At 41.8% G+C, this 19,322-nt stretch carries 17 protein-coding genes; 13 read left to right on the top strand and 4 right to left on the bottom strand.

Translation table 11 applies throughout. From position 1 onward, the window contains the following. Positions 1 to 3 precede the first annotated feature (3 nt). Complete coding sequence (locus tag BROSI_RS05600) at positions 4 to 924, top strand: SDR family oxidoreductase (protein WP_052562780.1); 921 nt, start codon at positions 4 to 6, stop codon at positions 922 to 924. A gap of 178 nt (positions 925 to 1,102) precedes the next feature. On the opposite strand, the gene BROSI_RS05595 is transcribed toward BROSI_RS05600, so the two are convergent. Together BROSI_RS05595 and BROSI_RS05590 are read right to left on the bottom strand one after the other, a co-directional pair. After that, entirely contained in the window at positions 1,103 to 1,531 is a 429-nt protein-coding gene (locus BROSI_RS05595) for a hypothetical protein (protein ID WP_052562779.1), read from the bottom strand. 312 nt (positions 1,532 to 1,843) lie between these two features. Continuing rightward, entirely contained in the window at positions 1,844 to 3,541 is a 1,698-nt protein-coding gene (locus tag BROSI_RS05590) for a M4 family metallopeptidase (RefSeq protein ID WP_052562778.1), read from the bottom strand. A gap of 201 nt (positions 3,542 to 3,742) precedes the next feature. Here BROSI_RS05590 and BROSI_RS05585 point away from each other — a divergent pair, with 201 nt between their 5' ends. Then, positions 3,743 to 3,952: a ferritin family protein gene (locus BROSI_RS05585; protein ID WP_157842401.1), complete on the top strand. Its 210-nt coding sequence runs from the start codon at positions 3,743 to 3,745 to the stop codon at positions 3,950 to 3,952. Between the two features lie 268 nt (positions 3,953 to 4,220). On the opposite strand, the gene BROSI_RS05580 is transcribed toward BROSI_RS05585, so the two are convergent. Beyond that, positions 4,221 to 4,421, bottom strand: a complete 201-nt coding sequence (locus tag BROSI_RS05580; RefSeq protein WP_052562776.1) for a cold-shock protein — start codon at positions 4,419 to 4,421, stop codon at positions 4,221 to 4,223. Positions 4,422 to 4,741: 320 nt separating this feature from the next. On the opposite strand from BROSI_RS05580, the gene BROSI_RS05575 reads away from it, so the two are divergent. The 11 genes from BROSI_RS05575 (at position 4,742) to ahbC (ending at position 18,478) form a co-directional block, all read left to right on the top strand. After that, entirely contained in the window at positions 4,742 to 6,112 is a 1,371-nt protein-coding gene (locus tag BROSI_RS05575) for a tetratricopeptide repeat protein (RefSeq protein ID WP_052562775.1), read from the top strand. 56 nt (positions 6,113 to 6,168) lie between these two features. Then, complete coding sequence (ruvA, locus tag BROSI_RS05570) at positions 6,169 to 6,759, top strand: Holliday junction branch migration protein RuvA (RefSeq protein WP_052562774.1); 591 nt, start codon at positions 6,169 to 6,171, stop codon at positions 6,757 to 6,759. 43 nt (positions 6,760 to 6,802) lie between these two features. Beyond that, entirely contained in the window at positions 6,803 to 7,828 is a 1,026-nt protein-coding gene (gene ruvB / locus BROSI_RS05565; protein WP_052562773.1) for a Holliday junction branch migration DNA helicase RuvB, read from the top strand. 11 nt (positions 7,829 to 7,839) lie between these two features. Beyond that, the gene (locus BROSI_RS05560; protein ID WP_052562772.1) at positions 7,840 to 8,475 is read left to right on the top strand and encodes an epoxyqueuosine reductase QueH; all 636 of its coding nucleotides are present in this window, start codon (positions 7,840 to 7,842) and stop codon (positions 8,473 to 8,475) included. Between the two features lie 33 nt (positions 8,476 to 8,508). Further along, positions 8,509 to 9,696, top strand: a complete 1,188-nt coding sequence (locus BROSI_RS05555; protein WP_082059061.1) for a SpoIID/LytB domain-containing protein — start codon at positions 8,509 to 8,511, stop codon at positions 9,694 to 9,696. Between the two features lie 21 nt (positions 9,697 to 9,717). After that, a complete protein-coding gene (gene tgt / locus BROSI_RS05550; protein ID WP_052562770.1) occupies positions 9,718 to 10,821 on the top strand; it encodes a tRNA guanosine(34) transglycosylase Tgt in 1,104 nt (367 codons plus the stop codon). A gap of 75 nt (positions 10,822 to 10,896) precedes the next feature. Further along, a complete protein-coding gene (gene yajC / locus BROSI_RS05545; protein ID WP_230400649.1) occupies positions 10,897 to 11,271 on the top strand; it encodes a preprotein translocase subunit YajC in 375 nt (124 codons plus the stop codon). A gap of 69 nt (positions 11,272 to 11,340) precedes the next feature. Further along, entirely contained in the window at positions 11,341 to 14,877 is a 3,537-nt protein-coding gene (locus BROSI_RS05540) for a protein translocase subunit SecDF (RefSeq protein ID WP_052562768.1), read from the top strand. 174 nt (positions 14,878 to 15,051) lie between these two features. Continuing rightward, positions 15,052 to 15,918 carry a LysM peptidoglycan-binding domain-containing protein gene (locus tag BROSI_RS05535; protein ID WP_052562767.1) on the top strand — a complete coding sequence of 289 codons (867 nt, stop codon included), beginning with the start codon at positions 15,052 to 15,054 and terminating at the stop codon, positions 15,916 to 15,918. 21 nt (positions 15,919 to 15,939) lie between these two features. Then, a complete protein-coding gene (locus BROSI_RS05530) occupies positions 15,940 to 17,079 on the top strand; it encodes an outer membrane protein assembly factor BamB family protein (protein ID WP_052562766.1) in 1,140 nt (379 codons plus the stop codon). A gap of 175 nt (positions 17,080 to 17,254) precedes the next feature. After that, positions 17,255 to 18,478, top strand: coding sequence for a 12,18-didecarboxysiroheme deacetylase (gene ahbC / locus BROSI_RS05525; RefSeq protein ID WP_052562765.1), 1,224 nt, complete (start codon positions 17,255 to 17,257; stop codon positions 18,476 to 18,478). A gap of 147 nt (positions 18,479 to 18,625) precedes the next feature. On the opposite strand, the gene BROSI_RS05520 is transcribed toward ahbC, so the two are convergent. Further along, complete coding sequence (locus BROSI_RS05520) at positions 18,626 to 19,303, bottom strand: DUF4159 domain-containing protein (protein ID WP_230400648.1); 678 nt, start codon at positions 19,301 to 19,303, stop codon at positions 18,626 to 18,628. Positions 19,304 to 19,322 lie beyond the last annotated feature (19 nt).

Here is a 19,322-nt window from a genome sequence, read left to right as displayed (position 1 = left end):
TCTATGGAAACATTTGATGAATTAAATATTGTAACAGGTGCATTTGGCTATACGGGCAAATATATAGCCCAAAAACTCCTGGACATGGGAAAGAAAGTCAAAACGCTCACCGGGCATCCCAACCGTCCGAACCCCTTTGGCGACCGGGTGAGTATTGCTCCATTTAATTTCGACAAGCCGGAAGACCTGATCAGGAGTTTGCAAGGAGCAACAATCCTTTACAATACCTACTGGGTACGCTTTTCTTACGGACAAGTTACATTTGATAAGGCAGTTGAGAATACGAAGATCCTTACGAAAGCGGCTGAAGAGGCAGGTATCCGCAGGATTGTGCATATCAGCATCACGAACGCCTCTGAAACATCGCCTTTTCCTTATTTCAGAGGAAAGGGAATTTTGGAAAAGGCCATAAGCCAGTCAAGGCTGTCCTACGCCATCATTAGGCCAACTGTGCTCTTTGGGCATGAGGATATCCTTATCAATAATATTGCCTGGCTCCTCAGGCGGCTTCCGATATTTGTCATCCTGGGCTCCGGTGATTACAAACTACAGCCGGTCTTTGTGGAAGACGTGGCCGAAATAGCGGTAAAGGCTGGCCAGCACGAGGAGAATATGATTATCGATGCGGTTGGTCCTGAGATTTACCCGTTTAATGAAATGGTTAAACTTATCGCCAGCAAAATCCATAGTAAAGCAAAGATTGTTCATCTCTGGCCGGAATTGGCGCTTTTCTTTTCAAGGCTGGTTGGCTATGTCGTCAATGATGTGGTGTTAACTCGAGAGGAAGTTTATGGATTGATGTCAAATCTCCTGATTTCAGAAAAAACTCCAACGGGGCGCATGCGCTTGAGTGATTGGCTGACTTGCAATGCAGAGAATATTGGAACCACATATGCCTCTGAGTTGGGTCGGCACTACCGCTAGGTCTCAAAAGGTTGAGCGCGGCCGAATGGCAGAATACCCAGTTCCAAACAAAAAGGCGCATTCCCTTTTCATGAGAAATGCGCCTTGTTACATCCTAATCAGTGACTAAATGAAAAATTGGGCATTATATGCCTTTGTTCTTATTGACTATTAGCATATTTCTTGTATTTGAACTTTTTTATTTGCAAACAGCCATTGACCAGCTGCCTTTACCACCGCAGGTATTGTTCCAGGTGCCGGAAGCGCTCCTGCCGCTTTTGCCTGTATGGGTACCTGTATAGGTGAATTGTTTACAACACGAGTTGCCAGTATTGTTCGTTGCTACAAGTTGTATGTTCACGGCATCAAAGGTACCTGCTACGTCCCAGACACCGCAGGTTCCGGTATCAACCTTTCCTACCAATTTGCCAGGGCCAGCTACCTGGAGGCTCCACACATATCCAAAATTATCACATAAGTTTGGAAGGGTTAGTCCTTCTGATTTACCAAAGAATGTTGTGTCGTCGCCAACTTGAGGCGCCGTATCGTCAGCAGGTCCTGCATAAGCCGAACTTACCAAAGCCATTGTAACAAATATTGCAAAGAAAATACCTAAGAACTTCTTCATATTCCTTACTCCTTTTCAAAAATGATTTAATAGAGTTACTGTACCCTGCTTACATCTTTTCCCGCTCAGATAAGAATGGCACCTTACCTCCTTTCTCAATGCTTTTTCCCGGACAAGAGATACGCTATTTCACAAGCGAAGATACGGCGTTGTCTTTTTCAAATATATATATCGGCATTGTTGGATGAAATTTTAAATAAGTTTTCAAAGAAATTTTTGGAACCCTTTTTAGGAGGCCTTATGCAAAAGTTTACTCAATGAGATGTTATTATAGGAATATTCTGTACGTGCCTGGTAATTAAATATAAAACTTTATTTAATTCCAACTGCTGTAAAAGCCGTCTGTACTCCAGCAAGTTCCAGTCCTTTGCCATAAAGATCTATAGTAGCTTGTTCTACCGCATCCCTGGCATCTACAAATTGAGAATTAGGCGAGAGGTAGAACATGGCATGGTAATAGATTTGTTTTGCCTTTTCGGCGCCGATGCTTGTATTTGTAATAATCAGATAAGCGGCCTTATTGGGGATGCCAGAGTTTATATGTACACCTCCATAGTCTGTCCAGGGTCTGCTCGCTGCATGATACTGTTCAGAAGTATGCTCCGGCTGACCCCAGCTGTTTAATGGATTTTTCGGATCGTAGTCGTTTTCTGGGTAACTATCGGTTCTAAACGGGGGATCATCCATTCTTCTTAGCGCATAGTAGGCTTCTTTTCCCGGGGTTTTAGCGATCTTCATAATATCCTCTGCAAGCCAGTAAGGGAGGTCATCGCCGTAGTCGATAGATGCAAATATTCCCATGACATCAGACCACGACTCATTCAGCGCTCCGGATTCTTGACTGTATATGAGGTTATTTATGGCCTCCGTAACACCATGAGTAATCTCATGGGCAACTACATCCAGCGCCCCTGAAAGGGGAAAAAATGTTGTGCCGCCATCGCCATATACCATTTGTGTTCCATTCCAGAAGGCATTGTCATATGCCGTGCCATAATGTACGGTTGATAAGAGGCCATGAGATGTATCAAAGCCACTTCCAGCAAACCAGGAGAAGCTACTGAAGTTGTTTTTATAAAAATCAAAGACAAAGTTTCCGTAAAAATGGGCGTCCACTCCTGCCGGGTCTTCCCAGGAATTGTTTGCGTCCTTCAGTATTTTTCCCGGGAGAGATTTGATGTTATTAGCCGTATAAGTTTTTATCGTTGTAGAGGTTGTGTTGGGGAGAGGGGCGTTGCCGAGATAGAAGATGTCATTTTTCTCGTAGGTGTCAAAACTCTTTAACTTTCCATCCACACCAATACCTGATCCAACAGCAGAACCGGCGTGCATGACTCTGTTTTCAACAAGGACGACAGTGCCGTCATTTGCATCAACATATACTCGATACCTTGAAGGTTCTGGATTGGGATTAAACTGGAAATCTGTTTTGTAAGTAAGTCTGAATTTTCCTTCCCAATGAAAAATAACCAGCGCAACATCAGTAGCCACTTTCGTGAGGTTTGCCTCACGTCTGGCGATAGCCACTGCTTCTTCCTTGGAAAGAGCGGGTGTCGTTTTAACAAGGACATTGGGTTCGAAGTAGTTAGCTACGGTGGTTATTATACCATTATCTATCCTTAGCGTGATCTTTCCACCTATAACGTCCAATCCGTCCTTTTTCTGTTTTAAATTGATGAAATAACCCTTTGGTGTCGTATTGGCACTGTCCAATTCTATCTCTTTTTCAGGATCTTTCACGCCAAATAACGCCTTGTAGTGTTTAATGAAATCTATTGATGATTCTTCTATAGGACTCTCAGAAGGTTTAGAAAGCTGCCCCGAAATATATTTAACAACACCCCTCCTTTCGTCCCATTTAATAATCACATCTCCTGAGGAGGTTTTTTGTATCTCGGAAATGGCAGTTTTTTGATCTTCATTTGCTAAGGTAGGGCTTTCTCCCCCCATCACAATACCATAACAAAAAGTTACCAAAAAAAGGACAGCTCCTCTTGTCAAATTTTTCACGGCTTAATCTCCTTTCAGGAAATGGCATAAGCAAGCTTTCTCTAAAACGCAACGCTTACACATTCAAATTCTTCTACTGTTAATTGTCAATAAAAAAATTCATTGATGTTTGTTAAAAGAATCATTGATATTTATTGTTCTATTTGGTAAATATGAGTTCTGCTAAATGTATCTTACCTCTAAAAACGTAGAAAGGAAGGTATGATAATGGATTTATATCAGGCGCTCGATATGGTTGCAAAAGATGAGCGGCAAGTGCAAGAAAAATATTTAAAGCTGGCAGAGCAGGAGACAGATCCCTTCGTAAAGGCTTTTTTTCATAGGATTGTGAAAGATGCCGTAAGGCACGAAAAGAAAGTGTATAAGAAATACGAAAAGATTTTACATACAGTAAGCAAGAAAACCTATTAGAATATGTCATATCATAAATTATGAAGTAAAGGTCTTATTGCACACGTGAGTTGCATGAAGAATTCTGCATGTGTATCGTGATATGATTTGAATAGGCAATGATTCATGATGTATAAGTGATTACTGAAACAAAAAACCCCAATATCTTCTCAGATATTGGGGTTTTTAATGTCGCAATTATAATTAAGTGTCAACTCCATATTTTTATACACCAGTTAACTAACATCGATTTTGCTATAAATATAAGAGTGCTCTTGTTTTAATAAATTTATAATTTGACGACTTTTGTAGCTTTGTAACCCTTCTGGTCTTTTATAACTTCAAACTCTACCTTGTCTCCTTCTGCAAGTGTCCGAAAACCCTCACATTGGATTGCAGTTTGATGTACAAAAACATCCTGACCATTATCTTGGGAAATAAAGCCAAATCCCTTTTTGTCGTTAAACCACTTTACTGTTCCAGTTGCCATTCTAAAAATCACCCCCTCTCGCTTCTCAGTGAATGTAATAAAATAAAAAAGGCTACAGGTTCTAGCCCTCGTAGCCTTGCTATGCGACCGAATTACTATAAAACTGTACAATACGACCAAACCACATGGCATAATATTATCAAAGAACAATTACGAAAGCAAGGAAAAATGATAGAATTATCATAAGGTTATGTAATAAAATTTATTTGAATTTCCGATGCGTGTTTGTTACACTCCACCTTTCAAAAGTTACCCAAAATTGATATTTTGGGGAAAAGAGATATCTATATTTTAAGAAGTGATGGAGGCTGAATAATAGAATGATCAAAGCCATTGCAGATATTGATTTTGATAAACTGCTTGAAGGAGAAACGATATCCAGGGAAGCTGTTACATACATAAAGGATCAAGTGTACAGTTCCAAAGAAAATAGGGAAAAACTGGATGCAAAGATTGAATCGTTAAAGCTTGATATAAAAAAGGAGCACGATAGTGTCAAAGTGAAGGATTTAATACTCATATTGGGAATATGCGAATGGATAGTCGGAAAGGTAAAAGAGGCATCGGAGCTTCTGAAAGAGGTGAAGTCAAGGAAGACAGGGGCGTATTATTTAGGAAAGTGTTATCAAGAGTTGGGTGATTATAACCAAGCCCTGGAGTGTTTTGAACGTGCGAAAAAAACGGATATGGAAGAGTTTGATATTCATATGGATATTGCCGAAACCAAAAGAATGTCCGGTGATATTGAAGATGCTTTGAAAATTATCAAGGGTTTTTTACAAGCGCATGGCAATAGCGCCGAATTGCATTGCCAATGGGGGTGTTGTCTGGATGAACTGGGCGAGTATCAGGAAGCATTCAAGCATTATGAGCAGGCGCTTCAAATTGACCCGAATTATGCAAAGGCCCTTTTCCGTATGGCTTTTAATTACGACATGAATGGAGAAGATGAAAAGGCTCTTGAATACTACGAGAGATGTATCAATTTAAGCCCTAACCATAAGAATGCGTTTATCAACCTGGGAATATTACATGAAGATAGAGGCAACTATGATGAAGCGGCATATTGTTTTGAGATGGTTTTGGATGCTGAGCCAACCAATGCACGAGCATTGTTGTTTTTAAAAGATGCAAAAGCCTCGATTTCAATGTATTACGATGAGGAGATTTCAAAAAAACAGGGGAAGGAAAGCGAAGTGTTGAATATCCCAATTTCGGATTTTGAGCTCTCTGTAAGAAGTAAAAATTGCTTAGAAAAAATGAATATCCGTACTTTAAAGGATCTTACAAAGATTACAGAGGCCGAATTGCTTTCATTTAAAAATTTTGGCGAAACTTCACTAAATGAGATAAAGGCTATTTTAGCGCAAAAGGGATTGCGTTTAGGCCAGGCGTTAGAAAGTGATACGGAATCAGAGTTGTTTAGCGCAAAAATGACAATGGAAGAAGAGGGTGATGCAATTGAGGATATTTCGGAACTTAATCTTTCTGCTCGTTGTAGAAATGTCCTTAGCAAGGCAGGCATTGAAAGAGTTGAGGATCTTCTAAAAATGACCGACGTAGAGTTGAGCCAAAAAGGCGTCAAAGAAAATTATCTAGATGAGATTAAGGAGAATCTCTCCAAGTTTGGCCTTAGCCTTAGAACCGGTGATAATTCTGAGGCAGAGATGGAAAGGAACGCTACCGAATAGTCTATTTGGACAATGTCCTGATGCCACAAGTACAATGATCTGGGGATGATGTGTACATGCTAGATTACATCAGAGGACAGGTGGTTGGTAAATCTCCCACCAGACTTATCCTGGAAGTAGCAGGCATCGGTTATCTATTACACATTCCGCTATCTACCTTCGAGAAGATACCTAACCATGGAGAGATTACAATTCTCACCCAGTTATTTATAAGGGAAGACCAGATAAAGGTATTTGGGTTTGCAACAGCTGAAGAAAGAGATTTGTTTCAATTGCTACTCTCCGTGAATGGCATAGGACCCAATACAGCAATCATGATACTCTCTGGCACTACCGTTGAGGACGTCAAGTATGCAGTTGCCCATGAAGATGCAAAGGCACTGGAAAAGATCAAAGGGGTGGGAAAGAAGACAGCTGAGAGGATTATCCTGGAGTTAAAGGGAATTATAAAGGAAATTACAACGTCCCCGCCCGGCAACAGAGATGTCCGGCAAAAGGCGCTTGTATCGGATGCTGTTATGGCGCTTGTTTCTTTGGGTTACGGACGATCAGTAGCTGAAAATGCAGTAAGCGAGGCAATAAAAAAATTGAGAACCGTTGATAATGTTGAAATGCTTGTAAGGGAAGCGCTGAAGTATAAAGCCTGATTTATCCTCGTGTGCGATTTTAAACCAATTGCAGGATTGAAACATGGTAAATGAAGATATCTTATCTTCTACGGCAATTGTCGATGATAAAAATCTCGATCTTACGCTGAGGCCAAAACGATTCAGTGATTTTATTGGACAAAATCGCATAAAAGAAAATCTGCTCATTTACATCGAAGCTGCAAAGAAAAGAGGAGAACCATTAGATCATATCTTGTTTTCCGGACCTCCCGGTGTAGGGAAAACAACGTTGTCACAAATTATCGCCAACGAAATTAACACAACGATTAAAACGACTTCTGGTCCCATCTTAGATAAACCGGCAGACCTTGCAGGTATCCTTACGAATTTGCAATATGGGGATATCCTTTTTATTGATGAAATTCACAGATTAAATACCACGGTAGAGGAATATCTGTATTCGGCGATGGAAGATTTTTTCATTGATATCATTATTGATCAGGGACCCAAGGCGCGGTCGGTGAAAATTAAATTGCCAAAGTTTACACTTGTTGGGTCAACCACCCGGGAAGGGTTGCTTACAGCACCCCTTCGTTCGCGTTTTGGCGTACTTGAGAAGCTGGAGTTTTATCCCTGGGATGACCTTTACAAGATCGTGTGTAATTCTGCCCGCATTCTTTCCATTCACATAGAAGAGAAGGGGGCTGAAATTATTGCAAAAAGATCCAGGGGTACCCCAAGAATAGCCAATAGATTTTTAAGACGGATTCGGGATGTTGCCCAGGTGCGTGGAAACGACGTTATTAACGAAGAGGTGGCCAATATGGGATTAGGGATGTTGGGGGTGGATGAGAATGGTTTGGGAGACATGGATCGGAAAATACTGGAAACCGTCATTCGGTATGGCGGAGGTCCTGTCGGTTTGAAGACCATTGCGGTTTCGGTAAGCGAAGAGGAGGATACCATTGAAGAGGTGTATGAATCGTTTTTGATTCAAAGGGGGTACCTTGATAAAACACCCCGGGGAAGAGTTGTCACGAAGCAGGCTTATGAACATTTAGGATATCGGTACCGCACTGAAGCCGGACTCCAAAAAAAACTATTTTGAGGGGTCGTTTTATGAATCTATTGCTTCATATTTGTTGTGCATGTTGTTTATGTGCGCCACTCAATGAACTGAGAAAAGAAGGTTTTAAAGTAACCGGGCTCTTTTACAATCCAAATATACATCCATTGCTTGAGTTCAGGCGAAGGCTGAAAGCGCTGCGCGTATTCCAGGAAAGCGATCCCATTTCCGTAATTTATTGTGAGGATTATGGCTTGAGGGAATATCTGAAGAAAGTTAATTATGAGGGAGATGACCGATGCGCCGATTGTTACACTATGAGACTAGAATTTACGGCTGCCTATGCGCGGGAAAACGGATTTGACGCCTTTACATCCACAATGTTGTTTAGCGTCTATCAGAATCACGAGCAGTTAAAGATGTTTTCGGAAAATTTATCAAAAGAATACGGGATTGATTTTATCTATCGTGATTACCGTCATTTGTCTGAATGTAGCCATGATATCGCCAGGAAAAAAATGATTTACCGGCAAGGCTATTGTGGATGCATATTCAGTGAATATGAAAGGTATAAAGACACCACCCGGGAATTGTATAAAGGTAACAACCCGCATAGCAAGGACAAGGAAAGTACTCGTAAAGTTTTAAATACGAAAGATGTGTTGCAAAGATGCGATTGTTTTGGATAGATATTTTGAGAGTAACTGTGAATACAAGACGATATGGGTAGGGTATTATTCTTAATGATTGCTGCGATATTACCGACTATTTCCGCAGGATTACCCCTTTCATGCCAGAGGGGAGTCCCTGTGGTTCAAAATGAGGTTCTTGATTACGGTCCCCTTCTGGATAAAACGCCTGTTGTGCGTGTCCTCCTGGTGAATGACAAGCAGGAGGCACAATTAGCCATCAGTGGATGTTACCAGATTACCGGCAGCCTGACGAATATTATAGATCAGGGGCAAGGACTCCAGAAGTGTATAATATCGGTAAATAACGGCGGTATCAATATAGGAAATAAGCGTTATAAAAACAGCGAACTAAGGATCACCAGTCAGCGAGATGGAGAAATTGAGTTAAATAACATACGATATCGCGGTGAAATCAGGATAATGCAGCAATTTAATAACAAATTTTCGGTAATCGAAGAAATAGACCTTGAAAGTTTTATTGGTGGTGTACTTGGCAGTGAAATGCCGCCGAGCTGGGACGAAGACGCTTTGCGTGCTCAGGCGGTAACGGCAAGGACCTATGCGATGTATAAAAAAAAGGTAAGGCGGGATGAGGTATATCACCTGGATATGCTGGAGCTTGCTTATAAAGGCGTGGCCGGAGAAACAGCACGACTCAATAGAATTGTACAAGAAACTAAAGGTGTTGTCATGGTATACAACTGGAATATTTTCCCTGCCTATTTCCACAGTACCTGCGGGGGACATACGGAAGATATCAACCATGTATTTGGGAGAGATAGTATACCACCCCTCAGTGGAGTGTCATGTAATTATTGTAATAACTCTAAACATTCCAACTGGAGTACAGACATTAGTAAAGCAGCAATAGAGACAAAATTACGAGAAGCTAATATCTTCGTCTCGAATATCAGTACCGTAACGGCAATAAATCCCGGGGCTGGCGATCATGGGTCGAAAGTTTCAATTACTTCCGCTAATGGAAGTAAAGAATTGAATGCTAATGATTTTCGGTTATTGGTTGGTCCAAATTATTTGTTTAGCACGGCATTTCATTCTAGAAGCAATGGAAAGAATATTACCTTTTCTGGTAAAGGGTGGGGACATGGCGTGGGACTTTGCCAGTACGGTGCTCAAGCCATGGCCCAAAAAGGTTTTCAGTGGACTGCCATTTTAAAACATTACTATCCAAAGATAGAATTGGTTCGGGTATATTAATGCCTCTCTGCGGAGGTGTTTTTGATTTTTAGGACCCTGGCAGTTGATAAGCAAACTAAAGCTCGGTGTGGTGAACTTCGGTTGGCGAATCACAGTATTTCTACACCAGTTTTTATGCCGGTTGGCACGCAAGGAACGATCAAGACTTTAACGCCGCAGCAACTCAAGGAGACGAATACAAAGATTATTTTGTGTAATGCATATCATCTCTGCCTCAGGCCGGGGGAGAAAATTATTAGACAATCAGGCGGACTCCATAAATTTATAGGATGGGATGGTGCGATTATTACTGATAGTGGTGGATACCAGGTTTTTTCACTTACTGGTTTGACAAAGGTTTCAGACAACGGAGTGGAATTTCAATCCCCTATTGATGGAACAAGGATGTTCCTTACCCCCGAAAGGATGATGCAAATACAAAATGATATCGGGGCGGATGTTATTATGCCGTTTGACGAATGCGTGCCGTACCCCTGTGAACAGGACAAAGCGGGTGTGGCGGTAAAAAGGACAGTTGAATGGGCGGAACGCTGTCTGAATGCACACAAAAATAAACAACAAACGCTCTTTGGTATTGTTCAAGGAAGTGTCTTCAGGGAATTGCGTATTGAATGTGCCAGAAAACTTGTAGAAATGAATTTCGAGGGATACTCAATTGGGGGTCTCAGTGTTGGTGAAGGTGCATTCCTGATGAACGAGGTACTTGACTATACCGTAGATTATTTACCGCAGGAGAGACCCCGGTATCTGATGGGTGTTGGGTTTCCCATTGATATCATAAATGCTGTAGAACGCGGGATTGATATGTTTGATTGCGTTGTTCCCACACGCAATGGAAGAAATGGGTGTGCCTTTACAAGCGCCGGTAAAATAAAGATCCTGAATAGCCAATATAAAGAAGACAAAGAGTCTCTGGACAAGACGTGTGGCTGTTATACATGCCGGAATTTTACAAGGGCATATTTGCGGCATCTCTTTCTGGCAAACGAAATCTTGGGCTTAACCTTGATTTCATTACACAACATATTTTATTTTCAAAACCTGATGCAGCAGATAAGAGAATCCATTATGAAAGGCGGATTTAAGGATTTTAAAGCAGAATTTTTATTAAAACAGTCTGAGTGACCAGCGCTAGCGATACAACTCAGATTGAGAAATCGTACTTTCGGGTGAAAATCTTTAACCACGGTTAGGAGGAATATGATGCTTTTTTTATTACAAGCGGCAGGAAAACAATCATCACCAGGTGGCATGCTGTCGATGTTGCTTCCATTTATACTCATGTTTGTCGTGATGTATTTCTTGATACTGAGACCGCAGAAGAAAAAAGAAAGAGAGCGTAAGGCGCTGTTGTCCAGAATCAAAAAGAACGATCGGGTTGTAACGGCTGGTGGAGTCCATGGGGTTATTACATCTGTCAGAGAGAATGAAATTATCCTCCGTGTAGATGATGCCAAAGATGTAAAGATCAAGGTCGATAGGAGTGCGATTGTCACGGTATTAGAGGTTGCTCACGATGTAGAAGATACTGAAGAGTCTAAAGAGGAGATAAAGGGAAGCAAAGAAGCAAAATAAGGGTATAATATTTCATGAATCGGCGGTTTATAATAAACAGCGGAAAGGGAGCCTGTTGAGGAGAAAGAAATGATTAAAAACTTAAGGTGGAGGATACCTCTCGTTGCGGTAGTCATTGCTATTGGCACCATGGTTTTGTATCCACCGGCAGAAAAGGTTTTGAAGAGAGAGCGTGTCAAAGAGATTGATGGCAAGATCGTAGAACGGACTACATTGGAAAAATCATGGACACAGTTTTTCATAACAAATCCCGTTATCCGGGAAACGATTGTCGGCGAGGAAACAGACAAAGACGGCAAGAATATCCGGAGCAAGGTTGTTGAATATGTGTCAAAGGGTAAAATTAAACTTGGATTAGATCTCAAAGGTGGCTCCGAATTACTCTATAAGGTAAGGGTGGATGAAAAGGAAGATCGTCCGGGCATTACAAAAGAAATTATCGAGGTGCTAAAGAAGAGGATAGACCCTCAGGGGGTCATAGAGTACCGAATACAAGAGCAGGGTAGCCATCGGATACTTATCCAGGTCCCTGGGGCAACAAGGATGGAAATAGAAGGACTGAAGAACCGAATTACGCGGCTTGGCAAGCTTGAGTTCAGGCTGGCAGCCAGCAGTGACGGTCCGGAATATGCGGAGGCCATGGAGGGAAAACAAGTCCCCGGTTTTTATAAACACTGGTTAAGAAAGAAAAAGGGTGAAGAGGGTGAGGCTGGTAAGTGGTTCCTTGTTCAAAATAAAATAGCAATTTCCGGAGAACATTTATCCAGGATATATGCTGACCGCAAAGGGATTGAACCGGTTGTGGGGTTTGAATTTGACGCTATCGGTAAGTCCAAGTTCGGGCAGATTACAGAACGTAATATTGGCAAACCCCTGGCGATTATCTTGGATGGTATTCTGTATTCGGCTCCTGTTATACGCGACCGCATCCCCGGGGCGGGGATTATTGAAGGGAATTTCACGCAGGATGAAGTGAATGAACTTATTGCTATAATGCGGGCAGGAAGCTTACCTGCTGACCTTGAACTTGAAATGGAAACAATGGTTGGACCAAGTTTGGGGAGGGATTCCATTAACAGAGGCTTGATTGCAGGAGCAATAGGTGGCATTTTTGCCATTCTCTTCATCGGCATTTATTACATGGGAATAGGTTGGGTTGCCAACTGTGCAAACGCATTAAATATCTTCCTCATAGTTGCTGCAATGGCGCTGCTTGACGCTACTATGACACTTCCGGGTATTGCAGGTTTGGTGCTCATGATTGGTATGGGAATCGATGCCAATGTGCTTATTTTTGAAAGGATCCGCGAGGAAAAAGCCAAAGGGAAACCTATCCGGGCAGCCGTTAAGGCAGGATATGAAAAGGCATTTTCTGCTATCTTCGACTCTAATATTACCACCTTGATTACCGGGGTAATACTCGCCGCTGTAGGTACCGGTCCTGTAAAAGGATTTGCATGGACGTTAATCCTGGGTTTGATTATCAACCTGTTTACTGCCATTTTCGTGACAAGGGTTATCTATGATTTGTTCATGGATTTAAGCTGGATCAGGAATTTTTCCATGTTCAAGCTGATTGGGATTCCTCACATAAGATTTCTGAATTATCGTTTTATTCTGGTAGCTGTTTCTGGTGCATGTATTATCACGGGACTTACCATATTTGTTCTTCGCGGGAATAAGAAATATGATATTGATTTCACCGGTGGCACTCTTGTGCATTTACACCTCAACAATCCAACACCACCTGGATTTATAAGGGCTGCATTGGCAGAGACGGGCTATGAAGAGGCTGAGGTACAAAGTATCTGGTCTGAGGAAAATCTGACTCAGTTCGCATCGACAGCAAATGAATTTGGCATCAGGATAAAAGAGCTTCACGAGGAAAAGGTAAAACAGAAAATTACAGAGGATGTAAAAAGTGTTCTGGATAAGGCAGGCCTGTTTGGAAGGATTGATTTTATTGAACCTTTGGTTTTTAATCTTGAATTACAAAAACCAGTGGATGAAGTGGCCATTCAAAAAAGCTTGAAAGATGCAGGTTATAGTGAAGATGATGTGGTATCGATAACACCTGCTAATCAGCAAGCCAGAGAATATATTGTGAATATTTCAGGTTTGGAAGACGCTAAAAAACGCCCGCAACTGGTTGGCTCTGTTGTGGATGGACTAAAAGACAACCTGGTTTTCCACGAGGTTAAAATAACCTTGGGTGAAATTACTGAAACATTACAGGCTCAGGACGCAGGTATGCAGACGCCTAAGCCTTTCATGGATGTGGAAGCAAGTGAGCCCATAGATCCTGCTATTCTCAATTTTGAACTGAATAAGCAGGGGTTTAGTAATGTTTCTGTAACGGGGCAGTCAAAAGAAACCCCCATGGGACTTACAAGTAAGCTTAAAATTGAAGGTACAAGAACGAGTTTGCAGGAAATAAAGCAGACTTTGAAGGAAACGATCTCCCGTCCGAGCGTTGGTATTATCGGAAATGAAGCGATTCGGATAGAATTGAAAGAGGGTATCGGTAAAGAAAATTTTGTGACGATGATTCGTGGGATTAAGTCTGTAAAAGGTGCCATAAAAAATGTTTATTCAACAAATGCCCCGGCACCACTATTTGTAATTCGTATGGAGCCCCTGAGCGCAGGAAAAGTTCAGGAAAAGATTAAGGAAGATATCATTCGTACATTTAAAGATAACTGGTATAAAGAAAAGGTTGATGTTTCCTTTGAGTTGATGAAAGAGGGCTCTGGAGATACAGCAGGCGTTGAAACACCTCAAATAATGAAGACAAATCAGGCACAATTTCGTATGATGTTATCAAAACCCTTGAAAAAAGAGGTTATTGAAGAGGTGCTGACCGCGGCAGGATACCCCAATATTCTTGAACAAGGTTTGGAAGAAGGACGTGAATATCAAACTGTCAAGATTGTTCTTGGCTCCCAAAACGCAGAAACCGTGGAAAAGACTATAAAAAGTGCATTTGAAATACCTCAGCCACTAAAAAGGATTGTGAGTATCGGCGCTACTGTCGCAGGTGAAATGAAGGGTCGTGCTATCCTGGCGGTAATCTTTTCCTGCATTGCAACAATATTTTATGTGTGGTTTCGCTTTGGTGACTTTAAATTTGGGTCCGCTGCAATTATTGCCGTTATTCACGATATTCTGATTACCCTTGGTGCCGTGGCTGTTGCTGACTACTTATTTGGGAATATGAAGATTGACAGCGCCATGGTAGCAGCATTTCTTACCGTAGTGGGTTATTCTCTGAATGATACGATTGTGGTATTTGACAGGATTAGGGAAAATATGGGAGGACGGGGCAAGATATTGACTCCGCAGCTGGTTAACGATAGCATTAACCAGACCCTGAGCCGTACCCTCTTGACAGGCGTCACGACTATTGGAGTATTGTGTGCCTTATTTTTCCTGGGTGGGGCTGAGGTTCATGGATTTGCATTTGTTATGCTAGTAGGAATTATTGTGGGTACCTATTCTACCTTATTCATTGCATGTCCAATGTTGCTTAACTGGAAAGGCCTTTCTGCCACAAGTCAAGTATCGCCAAGACAAAATTATCCAACTCAGGGAAAGGAGACAAAATAAAAAACACTTGAAGGATAACAATCGTTCAATTCCCATTATGTAAATAACTATTGGGTATGAGTAGGATTTTTTGCGGAAATACATATAAATATTGATTCATAAAAACACGAAAATATCGGAAGTGTTCTATTGGGTTCTTCGTTCCTTTAAAACCTTCGAAAGGAATAAAAAACGATGAAAAGAGATGTGCAAGTTGGCGTAACTTTAGGAGTGATTATTCTGGCAATTATTGGCGTCTTTCTGAGCACAAGAACGAGTGTGAAAGAACCGTCTATTCCTATTCCAGAAGCAGAGGAAGAAGCACAAATTGGCGCATTGGACATAAGCGAATTATCACCAGAACTACAAAGCGCATCCCGGGAATCTCTTCAGGAGACTACGACCTCCTTGCAAGGTACGGATGAAAGGACAGAACAAAAGGCATCCGTCGTTACGAATACAATGAAAATCGATGAGCAAACGGCGGAAAAAGAAGACAATATCGTCGAGGGGGAATGGAAGAAGGCAAAGGAAAAAGAACCCGTAAATGTAGCCGCAAATGATACAAAAGCAGAAGCAGTCTCAGATCAGGAAGATTGGAAAGACGTTCCCGCTGGCGATGGAAAGACTATCTCTAAATTCAAGATGCATAAGGTGCAATATAGTGACAGCCTTCGTAAAATAGCAAGAAAATACTATGGGGATGAGTCCAAGTGGTTGCTGATTTTCAATGCAAATCAGGATAAAATTCAGGATCGCAACAGCCTTAGGATTGGAACAGAACTTGTTATACCCGCAGAAAAGACCGCGATACAAAAAACAAAGGCAGAAATAAAGACAGAGATAACTACGCCGACTCTTTCCCAGGTAATCGAAGTGGAAGATGCAAAACCAACCGTTAGGAAACACATAATTCAGCAGGGTGATTCGCTGTATACGTTAGCCACAAAGTATTACAGCGACGGCTCAAAGTGGAATAAAATATTTGACGCCAACAGAAAGACCCTGAAGGACCAAAAATCTTTGAAAATTGGGCAAGAACTGGTTATTCCAGATCTTTAACGCTTTGGAAGGAGCAAATTAATGAAAATGAAAAGAGTTTTCCCGTGTATTGTAACCCTCATTGTGGTGATGAATATTCTTTTGCTCTATAGCACGTCACGGATTTCTTCTATTCATGCTCAGGGCACAGCTGACACGTTTCCCATGTATAAATATAATTTGCAGAGGACTGGTTGTGTGCCTTTTGCAGGGCCTTCCAATAACAATGTAAAATGGAGTATTTCCAGCTCTGGTGAAATATGGTCGTCCCCTGTGGTGGATGCCGATGGAGTTGTTTACGCAGGAAGCACTGATGGCAGTTTGTTATCCATGACTCCAAAGGGAAAGGTGTTATGGGCATTTAAGAGCGGTGATGAGATATTTGGTTCTCCGGCAATTGGCCTGGATGGTGTTGTTTGTTTTGGTACAGTTAGCGGAAGGCTCTATGTGATCAATCCTGATGGAAAGATGAAATGGAAGTTCCAGGCTGCCGGGGCGATACATTCGTCTCCTGCTGTTGACGATAAAGGCACGGTGTATGTCGGTTCCTATGACGGGAAACTCTATGCCTTAGGCGCAAACGGAAAACTCTTGTGGAGCTATAAAACCGGGGCGCCTATTATGATTTCTTCTCCTGCCGTAGGTCGCGATAATACCATTTATATCGGTTCCTGGGATAAACATTTGCATGCCATAAACCAGGATGGAACTTTGAAGTGGAGTCTTGAAACCGAAGGTAAAATAGATTCTACGCCTGCTATAACTGATGATGTTGTTTATGTCGCGGATATGAATGGGAAATTATATGCTGTAAATTTAGATGGGACGCTAAAGTGGGGGTTTGACTTAGGCAGCCGAACACATTCTTCTCCATCTGTAGACGCTGATGGAGTAGCCTATATTGGTACCCAGGCTGGTAGCTTATTTGCTGTAAAAAGAGATGGTACTGTGAAGTGGGAATTCAAAACCGGAAATTCTATTACGGCCACACCTGTTATCGATGCGAATGGCGTTATTTATGTCGGCTCATGGGATGGTAAGTTATATGCCATGAATAGTGACGGTACTCTCAAGTGGATTGCAACAATTGGTGACCCATTACTTTCTTCCCCTGCGATTGATCCCAAAAATACGCTCTATGTTGGTTGTGTAGATTGGAAACTCTATGCAATAGGGCAATGAGTTTTTGGAGTCACAAAATCTTTTTTACTTAATAATCATTTTCAGTTATAATTATTAACATAATTTTATCTGTGGCACTATGCTAACGCATTTACACCGTTCATTATAATCGTACATGTGGTGAGTAACCATGTGTTACTTTGGCACATATACCCTGTGCAGGAGATGGAGTAACATGATTGGTATATCAAAATTATACTGTGGCACCGTAGAACCGTCAGATGCATTACGTTATGGGAGAGAATCCAGGAAACTGCCATCCCATCTGTTACAATTTTCTCATGATAAAAAACCTGTTGTAGTATGGAACGTCGGGCAACGCTGCAACTTGAAATGCATTCATTGCTATTCTCAATCAAAGGATATTGAATATCCCAATGAATTGACTACGGATGAGGCAAAGGCAATGTTAGATGACCTTGCAGATTATGGGGCTCCTGTGATTCTGTTTTCTGGAGGAGAACCCCTTATGCGGGCAGACCTCCTTGAGTTAATTGGCTATGCCAAAGAGAAGGGTTTGCGGGCGGTCATTAGTACGAATGGCACTTTAATTACCAGAGAAAAGGCAAATGAATTGAAAAAATTCGGGCTCTCCTACGTGGGGATCAGTCTGGACGGTCTTAAAGAGACGAATGACCGTTTCCGTGGTATTCCAGGCGCATTTGACGCTGCATTGGAAGGTATTCGAAATTGCATGTCGGTGGGCATTAAAGTGGGTTTACGTTTTACGATTAATAAGAGGAACGCACATGATATCCCTGGTATATTTCAATTGATTGAAAAAGAAAATATTCCAAGGGTCTGTTTCTATCACCTGGTCTATTCAGGGAGAGGATCCAATCTGATCGAGGAAGACCTTTCTCACAAAGAAACCCGTGAGGTTGTCGATCTTATTATCAATAAGACCAAAGAGGCGCATGACAAAGGCAGAAAAATAGAGGTGCTCACCGTAGATAATCATGCCGACGGTCCGTACGTGTATTTACGACTATTAAAAGAAAACCCCAAAAGGGCAAAAGAGGTCTATGAGCTCCTCCAGATGAATGAAGGGAATAGCTCCGGTAAGGGACTTGCCTGTATTAGCTGGGATGGAGAGGTACACGCTGATCAATTCTGGAGGCAATACTCCTTCGGAAATGTCAGGAAAAGGAAGTTTAGCGTGATATGGGAGGACACTTCCAATGAGTTAATGGCTAAACTGAAGAACAAAAACCCATATATCAAAGGGCGTTGCGCTAAATGCAGATGGCTTAATATCTGCAGTGGAAATTTCAGGGCCAGGGCAGAGGCATACTATGGTGATATGTGGGAACATGATCCTGCCTGTTACCTTACCGACGAAGAAATAGGAATTGAATCCGGATCTCCAAAAAAAACAAGGCAAAAGGTAACTGTTTAATAATCTGAACTTCAGGAAAAAATGCGCACGACTGTAATAGGTAAGATGCTTGGAATTTTGAAGAGTTGAAATTTGATATTTTGCGATGTGAACGGTAATTTTGTCATGTATTAGGCCTGTTTGGTTCTGGCTTGCCCGTTTTGGATATTACATCTGCCTTTTTAAGATAAAAGGCAGATGTACCTGATCTTGTTTATAGTTACCTGTCAGGGCGTACATGATAATATTGATACCAAGACGGAAAGCCATAGCCCTTTGCGTCTCACCGCCAGGAATTACTTCATATTCCCAGCTTCCCAGCGGATCTTTTGCCCAAGCGCCACCAAGGTCGTTCTGGGAATAGATGATAGCCGCTCGGTTTTCTATCGTTATGCCTTCCAAGTAAGTTTTTTCCATAATTCTGCCATAAGCCTGATTCAGCAAATAAAAAGATTTGAAAATGGTATGATCAGCAGGCAGCTTTTCCAGGGATTTATGGGGAAATAGCCGTTTAATCTCCCGCCGGACAGATATATCAAACCCAAAATCGCTCTTTCCGATGCAGTCGTCAATTAAAAGCGTTCCCCCAAATTCCAGGTATAACTTTAAATTGCTAATCTCTTTCTCACTGAGCGGTGGGAATTCCTGATCACCTGACATGTACAGAAAGGGGTATTCAAAGATATTGATATCGTCTGCATGAAGGATTACGGTGTCGATACGTGCCTCAGCGCTGGTTCGTTTGATAAGCTCCCACATCAGGCGTTTTCCTGCATTGGGTCTGGGATTCCAGTTTCCTCCGGAATATTCCAATTGGGCGAAGGTGAATTTTGAAACCTCACCCATGGCGAAAATGCTGAAGGAG

The sequence above is a fragment of the Candidatus Brocadia sinica JPN1 genome, assembly GCF_000949635.1.
GTDB lineage: Bacteria > Planctomycetota > Brocadiia > Brocadiales > Brocadiaceae > Brocadia > Brocadia sinica.
Note: the sequence above shows the minus strand (reverse complement) of the source record. Positions and strands in the feature narration are given on the sequence as shown.